Source organism: Methylophilus sp. VKM B-3414, from assembly GCF_032248435.1.
Taxonomy (GTDB): Bacteria; Pseudomonadota; Gammaproteobacteria; order Burkholderiales; family Methylophilaceae; genus Methylophilus; species Methylophilus glucosoxydans.
Genome location: NZ_JAVTLI010000011.1, coordinates 124,741 through 138,407 on the forward strand (window position 1 = coordinate 124,741; position 13,667 = coordinate 138,407).

A 13,667-nucleotide genomic window follows, 5' to 3' on the forward strand; every position below is an offset into this window, starting at 1 on the left:
CACGCGGGGCTTAAGCCATCACGCGTGTACCTTCATTTTCACCCAGAATGACACGCTTCAACGCGCCTTCTTTAAAGATACTGAATACCGCAATCGGCATTTTCTGATCTCGACACAGCGTAAATGCAGTTGCATCCATCACTTTGAGGTTTTTATTGATCGCCTCGTCGTAGGTCACCATATCATAACGGGTCGCTGTCGGATCTTTTTTCGGATCTGCCGTGTAAATGCCATCGACCTTGGTCGCCTTCAATACAATTTCGGCATCAATCTCAACGCCGCGCAAAGCAGCTGCCGTGTCCGTGGTAAAAAACGGGTTACCAGTACCCGCGCCAAAAATCACCACTTTACCTTCTTCCAGGTAACGAATGGCTTTACCGCGGATATAAGGCTCAGCCACCGCCTCAATATTCAATGCACTCTGCACACGTGCCGGCAAGCCTGCGTGCTTCATGGCATCCTGCAAGGCCATCGCGTTCATCACCGTGGCCAGCATACCCATGTAATCCGCAGTCGCCCGGTCCATGCCCTCTGCGGCAGGGGCAACACCGCGAAAAATATTGCCACCGCCGATGACTATGCCGACCTGTACGCCCATACTGACGATTTCTTTGACTTGCGCAACAATAGCCGTCACTGTTTCGCGATTAATGCCATATGCGTCATCGCCCATCAGCGCTTCACCTGATAACTTGAGTAATATGCGCTTGAAAACAGGTTGTGCCATAATTATTTTCCCAAACTCAAAAATGTGCCTATTTAATCACAAAAACGTCATTTTTTGGATGTTGCAGGCGCAATTAGAAATAAAACTAGTGATTCGCGGTAAAACTACAAGGCTGATCCATAAAAACCAAAATTCAGCCATAAAACAAAATTCAGCCATAAAAAAAGTGGAATCCTAAGATTCCACTTTTTGTGAGACGCTACTAGCCAGTCAATTAGACTTTTGCAGCAGCAGCCACTTCAGCCGCGTAATCGACTACGGCTTTTTCAATGCCTTCACCCACGATGTACATGCTGAAAGAAGCCACGCTTGCCCCTTTGGATTTCAGCAATTGCTCAATGCTCAGCTTGTCATCTTTCACAAAGGCCTGGCTCAGCAAAGTCACTTCTTTCAAGAACTTCTGCACCGTACCTTCTGCAATTTTTTCCAGCATGGCTTCTGGCTTGCCAGCTTCTTTGGCTTTTTCGATAGCCACACGACGCTCGGCTTCAATCAGCGCAGCATCCACACCACTGGCATCCAGCGATTTTGGTTTGGCTGCAGCAATATGCATTGCAATGTCTTTACCCAGCGCTTCGTCACCACCCACCAGATCAACCAGCACACCAATTTTGCTACCATGCACATAGCTGAACAATTGGCCTTGTGCTTGTGTACGCACAAAACGACGTGGGGTGATGTTTTCGCCAATTTTACCAACCAGTTGCGCACGCACAGACTCCGCTGTTTCGCCACGCAATGGTAAAGCCCCTACCGCGTCAATGTCAGCAGGATTGTTTTCGTTCACAGTTTGCGCCAATTCGCTCACAAACTTGAGGAATTCTTCGTTCTTGGCGCAGAAGTCAGTTTCAGAGTTCACTTCGATCAGTGTACCCAGTTTGCCATCAGCGGTGATGCTGATGCCTACGGTGCCTTCTGCAGCCACACGACCAGCCGCTTTGCTTGCCTTGTTACCAAAGCGTACACGCAGAATTTCTTCCGCACGAGCCATATCGCCTTCAGCTTCTGTCAAAGCCTTTTTACAGTCCATCATTGGGGCATCGGTGCGCTCACGTAAGTCTTTCACCATGCTTGCGGTAATTTCAGCCATTTATTTGCTCCTTTTATTCAACGACCTGAGCGGCCGCCATCAATATTCTTTTCACTATACAGAGACTGTGTGACAGCCAGATTGCGCCAGACACCAGCGCATTTACGTGCCCATTCTGTCAGCCTATGCAACAGAAGACACAATAGAAAAAGGGGCGATGCGCCCCTTTTCATGCCACCGGGAATTACTCAGCCACTGCCTCAGCAGGTGCAGCTTCTTCCTGTGCAGCCTTCACGATTTCAGAAATCGCGTTTGCACGACCTTCCAATACGGCATCAGCCATGCCACGTGCGTACAAGCGGATTGCGCGTGAAGAGTCATCGTTACCAGGGATGACATAAGTGATGCCATCTGGTGAGTTGTTGGTATCCACGATACCAATCACTGGAATACCCAGTTTACGTGCTTCAGTAATCGCGCCGCTTTCATGACCAACGTCGATCACGAAAATCGCATCTGGCAAGCCACCCATCTCTTTAATACCACCAATGGAACGCTCCAGCTTTTCGATTTCACGCTTGATGCCCAAAGCTTCTTTTTTACCGAACTTGTCAATGCTGCCATCAATCATCATGGCTTCAAAGTCTTGCAAACGCTTGATAGATTGCTTCACGGTTTTGAAGTTGGTCAGCATACCACCCAACCAGCGATGGTTCACGTATGAACAACCAGCACGCTGTGCTTCTTCTTTCACGATATCGCGGGCTTGACGCTTGGTGCCCACAAACAGAATACGGCCCTTGTTTGCTGCCAAAGTGCGCACATATTTCTGTGCCTCTTCAAACAGTGGCAGGGTTTTTTCCAGGTTAACAATATGAATTTTGTTACGATCGCCAAAAATGAACTCTGCCATTTTCGGGTTCCAGTAACGAGTTTGGTGACCAAAGTGAACACCGGCCTCCAACATTTGACGCATAGTCACGGACATGATTTTATCTTTCCATTCAAAGGGTTATTCATAAACTTGCAATCAAAAACACCGTATTTAACGGCACCCAATGTGATTGCAAGCAAGTGTTTGACAAAAAAGTCAATCCAAAATTATAGCGCTTAATCCGAATACTATCAAGCACTTAAGCATTTCCAGCTAAGCTGGCGTCCCCGTCAGGACTCGAACCTGAAACTAGCCCTTAGGAGGGGCTGGTGATATCCTGTTTCACCACGAGGACAGCGGCGCTATTTTAAACGCTTGTCTGCAAAACGACCACCCTGTTATTCAAAATCGCTGACGCCTCTCTCAGCCAGCTTGCCGAGCCCGATGGCTGTGAGTAACATGCACCTACAAACTTTCTAACTGACAGACAGAGATATGGATACTAACTCTATCAATCGTTATGCCTCGGCGATACGCGAGGCAATTGTTGCGCATGAAGCGGATATCGAATGCCTGGACCGCGAAATAGGCGATGGCGACCACTACATTAATATGAAGCGTGGCTGTGAAGCGATTGCAGGACTGGCAAACGAACTCAATGGCCTAGACGCATCTGATGCCCTGAATAAAATTGGCATGAAATTACTGAGCACCATAGGCGGGGCATCTGGGCCGTTATTTGCAAGCTTTTTTATGGCCATGGGTAAATCGCTTAAAACCAGTGAAACAATCAGCATCAACCACTTTGCCGCCGCATTTGACGCTGGCGTACAAGCCATTATGCAACGGGGCAAAGCCCAGGCCGGTGAAAAAACCATGCTGGATGTGCTGGTCCCCGTCGCCCAGACCTTTAAACACATGGCAGAACAAGGCCACACCCGCCCGGAAATTGCAGCCGCCCTGAAAAAGACAGCCAGTGAAGGTCTTGAGTCCACGCGTAATATGCTGGCCACCAAAGGTCGCGCGGCTGGATTGGGTGAGCGCGCCATTGGTCATCTCGATGCGGGGGCAAAAAGCTGCCAGGTCATGATTCATGCAGTGTGCGATCTCGTGCTTGCCGGTTAAGGGCATTACAGATCAAGTTTTCCCCACTCACCCCTCTACGCGGCGCACTGGGTATCAGGCTTAGCTTAGCCAGCTGTGCACGGTTTTAATCACGGAGCGAAAAATGAAAAAATTTTTAAATCAGGTTGACCAGATGCTGACTGAAAGTCTGGCTGGCTTTGCCACTGCACATCGCGAGCTGGTGCAAGTGCAATTTGAGCCGACCTTTGTCAGCCGCAAACAAAAAGCACAAAACAAGGTCGTGCTGATTTCCGGTGGCGGTTCAGGCCATGAACCTTTGCACGCGGGCTATGTGGGCAAAGGCATGCTGGATGCCGCCTGTCCAGGCCAGGTATTCACCTCACCTACCCCAGATCAGATGCTGGCGGCAGCCGAAGCGGTGCATGCGGATAAAGGCGTCCTGTTTATCGTGAAAAACTACGCCGGGGATGTCATGAATTTTGAAATGGCGGCTGAAATGCTGCCGTTTGAGCATGCCACGGTGCTGACCTCGGATGACTGTGCCGTCGTCAATAGCACCTATACCTCAGGTCGCCGCGGCGTGGCAGGCACCGTCATTGTCGAAAAATGCGTCGGTAGCCTGGCGGAAAGCGGCGCTGACCTCGCTGCCTGCAAGGCGCTTGGCGATAAAATCAATCTACGCACTTCCAGCATAGGCGTCGCCCTGACCAGCTGCACTGTTCCTGCGGCAGGGAGACCCACCTTCGATATCACTGAAGCTGAAATTGAAATGGGGGTAGGCATCCATGGTGAACCAGGTCGTCGCCGTGAAGCCATGCATGCAGCAGACGCCATCGTCACGGACATGGTCGCCGCGATTGTGCATGATATTGAAGCCAAGCAACTGCCTGGTGCGGGCGATATCCTGCTTTTGGTGAATGGCCTGGGCGCGACACCGCTAATGGAGTTATACCTGATTTATCACGCAGCCGCAGAACAGCTGACCGCCAAAGGTTATCAAGTCACCCGCAGTCTGGTTGGCAACTACACCACCGCCATTGACATGGCAGGCGCCTCAATCACGGTTTGCCTGCTGGATCAGGAAATCCTAAAGCACTGGGACAGCCCAGTGCATACCGCTGGCTTGCGCTGGGGCTGCTAACACGATTAGCTACCTTAAACGCTGACCATAGTCAGTCCGCTCACAGGCAGCAAAGGCACCTGCATTAATTTATTTTAAATCGCCACTTTCTCTCACATTATGATTGCTTCCTGCTTGCGGCAGGTGTATGTTAATCCAAGGGATGCAAATCCACTGTTCATATCAGTGTGGACATAACAATAAACAAAAGCAGTATATTTGAGTGATGATGCATGGCAGCAACAAACCTGTGGCAGACTTCCTGAATTCAGATTCAGTCTCGGCTTCATTTTTCTGCAAATCAGACTGGACCGCCTGATGAAGCGCCTGCTCAACCACAAACAATCGCTGACGCTGGATGTCATGTTGCAAATGGCGATCAGGGTCAGCATCGTCATCGTCGCGGTCAGTGCGCTCACTTACTGGCACATCTACAAAACGCTGGTGGCCTCCACCATTGATGGCCTAGAACATTACATTCAGGAACGCGGCCAGCGTGAAAGTGCCATTTTCAAGTTGGCCGAGTCCAATCACCAGATTTTCAGGGCTACGTTTCTCGCGCACTGGCAACAAGATTTTTTCTACAATGACCGCTTCTTCTGGCAAGTCTTCCAGCGCATGCCAGACCACACCATACACCTGCAAAAAAAAGCCTACGATGGCTTTTATAACCAATCCGGCCTGATCAGCAAAGACGTCACCGCATATATCGGCGCCAAGGCCCCGATTGCCAATGAGGATTTCAGGAAGAAATTACTGTTGTCGTATGTCATGGTCGATCACTTTGGCACGTCGTGGACCAAGCAGTTTGCCAACCTGTATGTCTCCATGCCAGAAAATGTCAATATTGTGTACTGGCCAGGCATGCGTTGGGCTGACAACGCCAGTAGCAAACTGGATGTTCTCACTGAAGAGTGGGTTTACATCACCACCCGGCAGAGCAATCCTGAGCGCAAGAGTGTCTGGACTGGCCTCTACTTTGACCCGACCGCCAATGAATGGATGGTGTCACTGGAGACCCCTATTGATATCACTGAGACAAACACGCTGAATGTGGGACATGACATTTTGCTCAATGCCCTGTTTGACCGCGTGTTTAATGACCATCTGTCAGGGACCTACAATTTTATCTTCCGCGAAGATGGGCGCTTGATTGCCCACCCGGCCAAAGAGACAGAAATGAACCGTACACGGGGCATGCTGATGATCCCTGACCTCAAAGACGCGCACTTGAGCCAGCAGTTTCAGGTCCTGACTCAATCCATCAAAAACAGGCAACAGGCTTATTTTATTGTTGAGGATGATGACGCATTTCTGGCAGCCACACAAATAGAAGGCCCTGGCTGGTGGTTTGTCACGGTCTACCCAAAATCTTTATTGTCTGCACCGTCCATGAGTGCCGCCAGGTTTATCCTGATTGTCAGTGTACTGGCATTGGTGATAGAGCTGATCATGCTGTATCTGGTGATGAGGAAAAAAGTCATTCAACCGCTGGAGACGTTTATGGCAGCTTCCAGCGCCATTGAAGCTCAGCAGTATGAAAAAATCACCAACCACACCCTACCCTTGCCCTTTAAGTTGCAAAACGAGATTGGCAAGCTGGCGAGGATGTTCAAAAGCATGTCTGGCAGCTTGCAACAATACCGCAATGAGATGCAACGCCTGAACCATTCGCTGGAAGATCAAGTAAAAATCAGAACCCGGGCGTTGCAGCAGGCAAAAGACAAAGCGGAAAAAGAGGCTACCATAGACAGCCTGACGCAAATCCCCAACCGCCACTCTTTTTATAACCGCGCCAAAGCCATACTGCAACAAGCAGACCATACCGGTGCACCACTTTGCTTCCTGATGCTGGATATTGATTTCTTCAAAGTGATCAATGACTCTTACGGCCATCCGCAAGGCGACCAGGTGCTGATTGCCTGTTCACGGACGATTGAAAATGCCATCCGCGACAAGGACTTGCTGGGTAGACTGGGCGGTGAGGAGTTTGCCGTGGTCTTACCCGCCACAACAGCCGAAGAAGCGCGCGTGATTGCTGAACGCATCCGTACCTCGATCGCAGAGTTACGCTTTTTTACCCCACAGGGCGGCCATGAATTCAGCACGACGATCAGCATAGGCATTTCGTGCGCGAATGAAACGATTTATGCCTATGAATTGCTTTATAAGCATGCCGACCTGGCCCTTTATCAGGCCAAGCAAACCGGACGTAACCGGGTAATTTGCTACAACAGCCAATGGCAACCACCCGTCACAGATGCGCAAGCCTGGAATGCAGGCGAATAACGCGTTTCTCAGTCAGACTAACCCAGTAACTGCTGCCAAAGTGCCTTGACCACGGTTCTCTGCGGCAGTAATTCCGCATCTTCAACAATGGCATCTTGCCCTTGCAACTTGGTGTGATGGATCAGTCTCCGGTATTCACGGTAGGCTGCCGCAACCGCTTCTGCCATGGTTGCAGAGTCAATCAGCCCCAATTCGGCACAGCGCTCCAGCAAGCCGATATTGCCAATATTTTCGGCCAGGCCGGGATGCTTAGCCCCGTGCAATAACACCAGATATTGCACCATAAACTCGACATCAATAATGCCGCCTGGCCCTTGCTTGAGATCAAAGCGGCCAAGCTTGGACTTGTGGGCTTCGCGCATTTTCTCGCGCATGTGCACAATATCTTGCTTGAGCGCAGTTGCGTCTCGTGGCTGCACGATGATCTCACGGCGGATCTGTTCAAAGGCCGCGCCGATGTGTTCCAAGCCCGCCACAAAACGTGCACGCGTCAGTGCCTGATGCTCCCATACCCAGGCTTTATGATGCTGATACTCCCTGAACGCGGCCACCGTACTGACCAGCAAACCACTATTGCCATCTGGGCGTAACTGCAAGTCGGTCTCATACAGCAAGCCGGCATTGGTCAGCGTGTTAAACCAGGTATTCAGGCGCTGAGCAAAGCGCGCATAGACCTCAGGGGCCTGCTCCGCGTCATCTTCATATAGAAAAATAATATCCAGATCCGAGAGATAGCCTAATTCTTTGCCGCCCAGCTTGCCGTAGCCGATCACGGCGAACTGGGGCGTATCGCGGTGTTTGATCGCCAGGTTTTGCCACACTGTCTGTACACTGACCTGCAAGATCACGTCGGCCAGTGCGCTCAAGTCGTCCGAAATCGCCTCCAGTGACAACGCCGTCATCACATCCTGTGCCGCAATTTTAAGCACGCTGGCATGCTTGAAATGTCGCATGGCATCCATTTGCGCTTCCACATCGCCATGCAAGGCTTGCATCTGGCTTAGCAGCTCGGTTTTCAATTGGGCTGCATCCAGTCGCTTGAACAAGGTCTGCTTATTGAGCAACTCATCCAGCAAAATGGGGTGGGCAGAGACATACTGTGCAATCCACGGGCTGGCGGCACACAGTTTGACGATCAGCGACAGTGCATCAGGAAACTCTGCCAACAAAGCCAGATAGCTGGCGCGGCGGCAAATACTTTCCAGCAAGTCCAGCGTGCGAATCAGCGCGGTATCCGGCGTGGTGCTCTGTTGCTGTGCAGCTTCCCGCAACAGTAATGGCATCAGTTGATCCAGCCGGCGACGGCTTTGCTCGGGCAATTGCTGGATGCGTTGGCTCGCCCGCGTCTGCTGCAACAAATGCACGATATCGCTGCCACGCGTATAGCCTTGCGCAGCAAGCCATTGCTCACTGTCAGCGGCACTCAGCGTCCCTTGCCAAACAGCCGTTTCCTGTTGTAAATCCTGTTGCTGTTCGTCCTTAAAGGTTTCATCAAAAAAACGTTGTATGCGGTCTCTATGCAGATTGAGTTCGACTATAAAACTGGACCAGTCCGGCTGCTTGAGCATCTGCAGCAAGTAACCACGGTAGGTCTCAGACTCAGGCAAATCCTGGGTTTGCTGATCGTCGATGTACATGAGTCTATGCTCTAGGTTGCGCAGATAGACATAACTTTGCTTGAGGGCAGAGACTTCGTCTGCGGGCAACATGCCGCGCATCGCCAAGCAGTCGAGCACCGCCAGCGTCGGCTTGATTTGCAAATCCGGCACTTGACCACCACGGATCAGCTGGAACAACTGCGCGATAAACTCGACCTCGCGGATGCCGCCCCGCCCCAGCTTGATATTGTCCGAGAGCTTGCGCTGCAGCACATCACGCTGAATTTGAAGCTTGAGGTCGCGCATGGAGGCATAAGCGTTAAAATCCAGATACTTGCGGAACACAAACGGCTTGATCAGCTTGGTCAGCGCAGCTTCTGGCCCATGGATGACCCGGCCTTTAATCCAGGCGTAACGCTCCCACTCCCGCCCATAATTCTGGTAGTAATCCTCCAGCGCATCGAGGTTGCAAACCAGCGCGCCTTCCGAGCCAAACGGGCGCAAGCGCATATCCACGCGAAAGACAAAGCCTTCCGCCCTGACTTCATCCAGCGCCACAATGACCTTTTTACCCAGCCGCGTAAAAAAGTCCTGGTTACTGATGGACTTTTCTCCGTTGGTGTTACCCTCTTCTTCATAGGCAAAAATCAGGTCTATATCAGAGGAGACATTCAATTCACGCCCGCCCAGTTTGCCCATGCCGACCACGATCAGTTGCTGCGGCGCGCCCTTGGCTGAGCAAGGCTGACCATAGATATCAGCCAGGCGGGCGTGGTAGAAGGTGATAGCCGCAGCAATTGCCGACTCGGCCAGCGCGCTTGTGATTTCCACCACCTCGGCAAAATCCGCCAGACCATTCAGGTCACGCACGATCAAATGTGCCATCAAGCGCTGCCTGATCAAGCGGATTTGTTGCAGAAAAACAGATTCTTCACTATTTTTTTCAATTAAAAACAGATCTTTGACATCTTGAGTCTTATATGTCTTATATAAGTTATCTAACAGATCAGTTACAAAATCTGGATGTTTTGTAACGAATCTGGCAAAAAAGGGGCTACAAGCAGCCGCATGCAGCAAATAGGCGGCCTCTGTAGACGCGACCTGCTTTTCTGTTAGAATTTGGGCAAGCTGTTGCATGGGCTGTGGCTCTAGTAACGGGATGTGTGCTCGGAGAGTTTGTCAATCAGAACCAAAATAATAACACCTGAGGTTCGCTCACACTTTCATTTTTTGACATTGATTTTTGGGGGACGCTATGTCTATCGAATCTGTACTTCATGAACACCGCGTATTCGCGCCGGGCAAAGAGTTTTCAAGCCAGGCCGCGATCGGCAGCATGGAGGAATACCAACGCCTGTGCCAGGAAGCGGCACAGGATTACGAAGGATTCTGGGCCAAACTGGCTCGCGAGCTATTAATCTGGCACAAACCGTTTACCAAGACACTTAATCAGGACCATGCCCCCTTCTACAAATGGTTTGAAGATGGCGAGTTAAATGTGTCCGCCAACTGCCTGGACAAGCACCTGCAAACCATCCCCAACAAAACCGCCATTATTTTTGAGGCGGATAACGGCGATGTGCGCAGTGTGAGCTACAAAGAACTCTACCACCAGGTCTGCCAGTTTGCGAATGGCCTCAAGTCACTCAAGCTGGTCAAGGGTGACCGCGTCATTATCTATCTGCCCATGGGCATTGAAGCCGTGGTCGCCATGCAGGCCTGTGCCCGTCTGGGCATTATTCACTCGGTGGTGTTTGGCGGCTTTTCTGCCAAAAGCCTGAATGAGCGGATTATCGATGCTGGCGCGGTGGCGGTGATTACCTCAGACGGCCAATACCGTGGCGGTAAAACGCTGCCGCTCAAACAAGCAGTCGACGAAGGCATTGCCATGGGCGGCTGTGACAGCATCCGCCATATGGTGGTGTTCAAGAAAACCGGCATGGACGTCGCCTGGGATAGTACCTGTGTCTGGTGGCATGACCTGATTGCAGGCCAAGCCGACACCTGTGAGCCGGTGATGGTAGACGCAGAACATCCGTTGTTCCTGCTCTACACCTCAGGTTCGACCGGTAAACCCAAAGGCGTACAACATAGCTCGGCGGGCTATCTGCTGCACGCCATGAACACCATGCGCTGGACCTTTGATATTAAGCCCAACGATATTTACTGGTGTACGGCCGATGTGGGCTGGATCACCGGTCACAGCTATGTCGCTTACGGCCCGCTTGCCATGGGGGCGACCCAGATTGTGTTTGAAGGTATTCCGACCTATCCGAATGCAGGGCGTTTCTGGGAAATGATTCAGCGCCACAAAGTCAGCGTGTTCTACACCGCGCCCACCGCGATCCGCTCCCTGATCAAAGCCGGTGAAACCGACTTTACCACGCACCCCAACCACTTCGATTTAGCCAGCCTGCGTTTGCTGGGCACCGTCGGCGAGCCCATCAACCCCGAAGCCTGGATGTGGTACTATGAACAAGTGGGCGGCAATCGCTGCCCGATTGTAGATACCTTCTGGCAAACCGAAACCGGCGGCCATGTGATAACCCCGCTACCAGGCGCGACCCCACTAGTACCAGGCTCCTGCACCCTGCCCTTCCCTGGCATTGATATCGACGTCGTAGATGAAACCGGCAAAGCCATTGCCTGGGGCAATGGCGGTCTACTGGTGATCAAAAAGCCGTGGCCCTCCATGATCCGCACCATTTACAACGATCCCGAGCGTTACAAAGCCAGCTACTTCCCGGCTGAACTGGGTGGCAACCTGTACCTGGCGGGGGATGGCGCCGTGCGTGACGCCGACACCGGTAATTTCACCATCATGGGCCGCATTGATGACGTATTGAATGTGTCCGGCCACCGCCTGGGTACCATGGAAATCGAGTCTGCACTGGTCGCCAACCATTTGGTCGCCGAGTCTGCCGTGGTCGGCAAACCACATCCGATCAAAGGTGAGTCTGTGGTGGCTTACGTCGTACTGAAAGGCAAGCGCCCAGAAGGCGAAGAAGCCAAGAAGATCGTGGCCGAATTGCGTGACTGGGTCGGTAAAGAAATTGGCCCGATTGCCAAGCCGGATGAAATCCGCTTTGGCGACAACCTGCCCAAGACGCGTTCGGGCAAAATCATGCGCCGTTTGTTGCGTAGCCTGGCCAAAGGGGAAGAGATTACCTCTGACATTTCCACCCTGGATAACCCGGCCATCCTAGAACAGTTGAAACAGGCCGTGAATTAACCGTCTACTGACGATGGAAGGGTTAATTATTCTGATTATTTTCGCAGCGGTCGCTATTTTCCTGATGCGAAAATAATCCGGCCAAGTCTTTGATTAGGTTAAAATAGCGCTTTTTTCCAAAGCGCTATTTTTTCATGTCCAGTCTGCAGCAAGAAGTTGAACGCCGCCGTACCTTTGCCATTATTTCGCACCCGGATGCGGGTAAAACCACCCTCACCGAAAAACTGCTGTGGTTTGGTGGCGCGATTCAGGTCGCGGGTGAAGTGCGTGGTCGTAAAGCCGCCCGCCATGCCACCTCGGACTGGATGGAACTGGAAAAACAACGCGGCATTTCCGTTACCTCATCTGTGATGCAGTTTCCCTATCGTGAACATATGGTGAATTTGCTGGATACCCCCGGCCACGATGACTTCTCCGAAGATACTTACCGCACCCTGACCGCCGTGGACTCGGCCGTCATGGTCATTGACTCGGTCAACGGCGTCGAAGCGCAAACCATCAAGCTGCTCAATGTCTGCCGCATGCGCGACACGCCCATCATTACCTTTATCAACAAGCTGGACCGTGAAAGCCGCGCACCGATAGAGTTACTTGATGAAATCGAGACCACCTTGGGGATGGAATGCGCGCCCATGACCTGGCCGATTGGCATGGGCAAGACCTTCCGCGGCGTCTACAGCCTGGTGAATGACAGCATCCTGTTCTTTGATCCCCGTGCTGAAAAAGGCACGTCGGAAACAATTCAAGGCCTGGATAATCCACGTCTGGACGAGCTGATTGGCTACCAGGCGCAAGAATTGCGCGTTGATATTGAGCTGGTCCGCGGTGCTTCCAACGAATTCAACAAAGAGCGCTATTTGAGCGGCAAGCAAACGCCAGTGTTTTTTGGCTCCGCGGTGAACAACTTTGGCGTGCAATCCTTGCTGGATGCAGTGGTAGATTTATCGCCACCGCCCCAGGCACGCAACACGGCGACACGCGTAGTCGCCGCCAATGAAGACAAGTTTGCCGGCTTTGTCTTCAAAATTCAGGCCAATATGGATCCCAAACACCGGGACCGCATTGCCTTCTTGCGCGTGTGCTCTGGCCGCTTTGAACGTGGCATGAAAATCAAGCAAGTCGCCACCGGCAAGATGCTCAACGTTAACAACGCCATCACCTTTATGGCGCAAGACCGCACCATCATGGATGAAGCCTATTCTGGTGACATTATTGGTATTCCCAACCACGGCACCATCAAACTGGGCGATACCTTTACCGAAAATGAGGCTCTCAAGTTCATTGGCATTCCGTCATTTGCGCCTGAATTTTTCCGGCGGGCACGGATTAAAAATCCGATGAAAATGAAACAGCTACAAATCGGCCTCAAGCAGTTATCCGAAGAAGGCGCGGCGCAATTATTCCGTCCGCTGCTGTCGAATGACCTGATTTTGGGCGCAGTGGGGATGCTGCAGTTTGACGTAGTGGCGCACCGTCTTGAGCATGAATATGGCGTCGATATGGTGTTTGAGCCCTATGACTGCTATACCGCGCGCTGGCTCAAAGGCTCGGATGCGGATTTGAAAGCCATTGCAGATAAATATGGCTTTAACGTTGGCCTGGATAGCGCGGATGATTATGTCTACCTGGCACCCAACCGCGTCAACCTGCAAATGGCGCAGGAACGTTACCCGGATATCCAGTTTATGGAAACGCGCGAAATCGCCTAGCG

At 51.8% G+C, this 13,667-nt stretch carries 9 protein-coding genes and 1 tRNA gene; 5 read left to right on the forward strand and 5 right to left on the reverse strand.

The genetic code is table 11. The features are described from left to right. Window positions 1-10: 10 nt before the first annotated feature. From pyrH to Q9292_RS11720, 4 genes are all read right to left on the reverse strand, one after another. Entirely contained in the window at window positions 11-727 is a 717-nt protein-coding gene (gene pyrH, locus Q9292_RS11705; protein ID WP_194748107.1) for a UMP kinase, read from the reverse strand. Between the two features lie 214 nt (window positions 728-941). Beyond that, the gene (gene tsf, locus Q9292_RS11710; protein WP_275355717.1) at window positions 942-1,817 is read right to left on the reverse strand and encodes a translation elongation factor Ts; all 876 of its coding nucleotides are present in this window, start codon (window positions 1,815-1,817) and stop codon (window positions 942-944) included. A 184-nt stretch (window positions 1,818-2,001) separates the two neighbouring features. Then, on the reverse strand, window positions 2,002-2,745 hold the full coding sequence (gene rpsB, locus Q9292_RS11715) for a 30S ribosomal protein S2 (RefSeq protein WP_194748110.1): 744 nt from the start codon (window positions 2,743-2,745) through the stop codon (window positions 2,002-2,004). 165 nt (window positions 2,746-2,910) lie between these two features. After that, window positions 2,911-2,986 (reverse strand) — tRNA-Arg (locus Q9292_RS11720). Between the two features lie 140 nt (window positions 2,987-3,126). On the opposite strand from Q9292_RS11720, the gene dhaL reads away from it, so the two are divergent. The 3 genes from dhaL to Q9292_RS11735 all read left to right on the forward strand — a co-directional run bounded on the left by dhaL (window position 3,127) and on the right by Q9292_RS11735 (window position 7,126). Continuing rightward, the gene (gene dhaL, locus Q9292_RS11725) at window positions 3,127-3,756 is read left to right on the forward strand and encodes a dihydroxyacetone kinase subunit DhaL (RefSeq protein ID WP_313988242.1); all 630 of its coding nucleotides are present in this window, start codon (window positions 3,127-3,129) and stop codon (window positions 3,754-3,756) included. A 103-nt stretch (window positions 3,757-3,859) separates the two neighbouring features. After that, complete coding sequence (gene dhaK, locus Q9292_RS11730; RefSeq protein ID WP_313988245.1) at window positions 3,860-4,858, forward strand: dihydroxyacetone kinase subunit DhaK; 999 nt, start codon at window positions 3,860-3,862, stop codon at window positions 4,856-4,858. Between the two features lie 198 nt (window positions 4,859-5,056). Beyond that, on the forward strand, window positions 5,057-7,126 hold the full coding sequence (locus Q9292_RS11735; protein WP_313988248.1) for a diguanylate cyclase domain-containing protein: 2,070 nt from the start codon (window positions 5,057-5,059) through the stop codon (window positions 7,124-7,126). A 17-nt stretch (window positions 7,127-7,143) separates the two neighbouring features. On the opposite strand, the gene glnE is transcribed toward Q9292_RS11735, so the two are convergent. After that, a complete protein-coding gene (glnE, locus tag Q9292_RS11740; RefSeq protein WP_313988252.1) occupies window positions 7,144-9,861 on the reverse strand; it encodes a bifunctional [glutamate--ammonia ligase]-adenylyl-L-tyrosine phosphorylase/[glutamate--ammonia-ligase] adenylyltransferase in 2,718 nt (905 codons plus the stop codon). A 118-nt stretch (window positions 9,862-9,979) separates the two neighbouring features. On the opposite strand from glnE, the gene acs reads away from it, so the two are divergent. Together acs and Q9292_RS11750 are read left to right on the forward strand one after the other, a co-directional pair. After that, window positions 9,980-11,956 carry an acetate--CoA ligase gene (gene acs, locus Q9292_RS11745; protein ID WP_313988254.1) on the forward strand — a complete coding sequence of 659 codons (1,977 nt, stop codon included), beginning with the start codon at window positions 9,980-9,982 and terminating at the stop codon, window positions 11,954-11,956. 134 nt (window positions 11,957-12,090) lie between these two features. Then, window positions 12,091-13,665 (forward strand): peptide chain release factor 3, encoded by a 1,575-nt coding sequence (locus Q9292_RS11750; protein WP_313988256.1) that lies wholly within the window; start codon window positions 12,091-12,093, stop codon window positions 13,663-13,665. Window positions 13,666-13,667 lie beyond the last annotated feature (2 nt).

Coding starts and splice junctions, on each gene's coding strand:
- pyrH (WP_194748107.1), bottom strand. CDS start 727: ATGGCACAACCTGTTTTCAAGCGCATATTACTCAAGTTATCAGGTGAA.
- dhaK (WP_313988245.1), top strand. CDS start 3,860: ATGAAAAAATTTTTAAATCAGGTTGACCAGATGCTGACTGAAAGTCTG.
- acs (WP_313988254.1), top strand. CDS start 9,980: ATGTCTATCGAATCTGTACTTCATGAACACCGCGTATTCGCGCCGGGC.
- Q9292_RS11750 (WP_313988256.1), top strand. CDS start 12,091: ATGTCCAGTCTGCAGCAAGAAGTTGAACGCCGCCGTACCTTTGCCATT.
- tsf (WP_275355717.1), bottom strand. CDS start 1,817: ATGGCTGAAATTACCGCAAGCATGGTGAAAGACTTACGTGAGCGCACC.
- dhaL (WP_313988242.1), top strand. CDS start 3,127: ATGGATACTAACTCTATCAATCGTTATGCCTCGGCGATACGCGAGGCA.
- rpsB (WP_194748110.1), bottom strand. CDS start 2,745: ATGTCCGTGACTATGCGTCAAATGTTGGAGGCCGGTGTTCACTTTGGT.
- glnE (WP_313988252.1), bottom strand. CDS start 9,861: ATGCAACAGCTTGCCCAAATTCTAACAGAAAAGCAGGTCGCGTCTACA.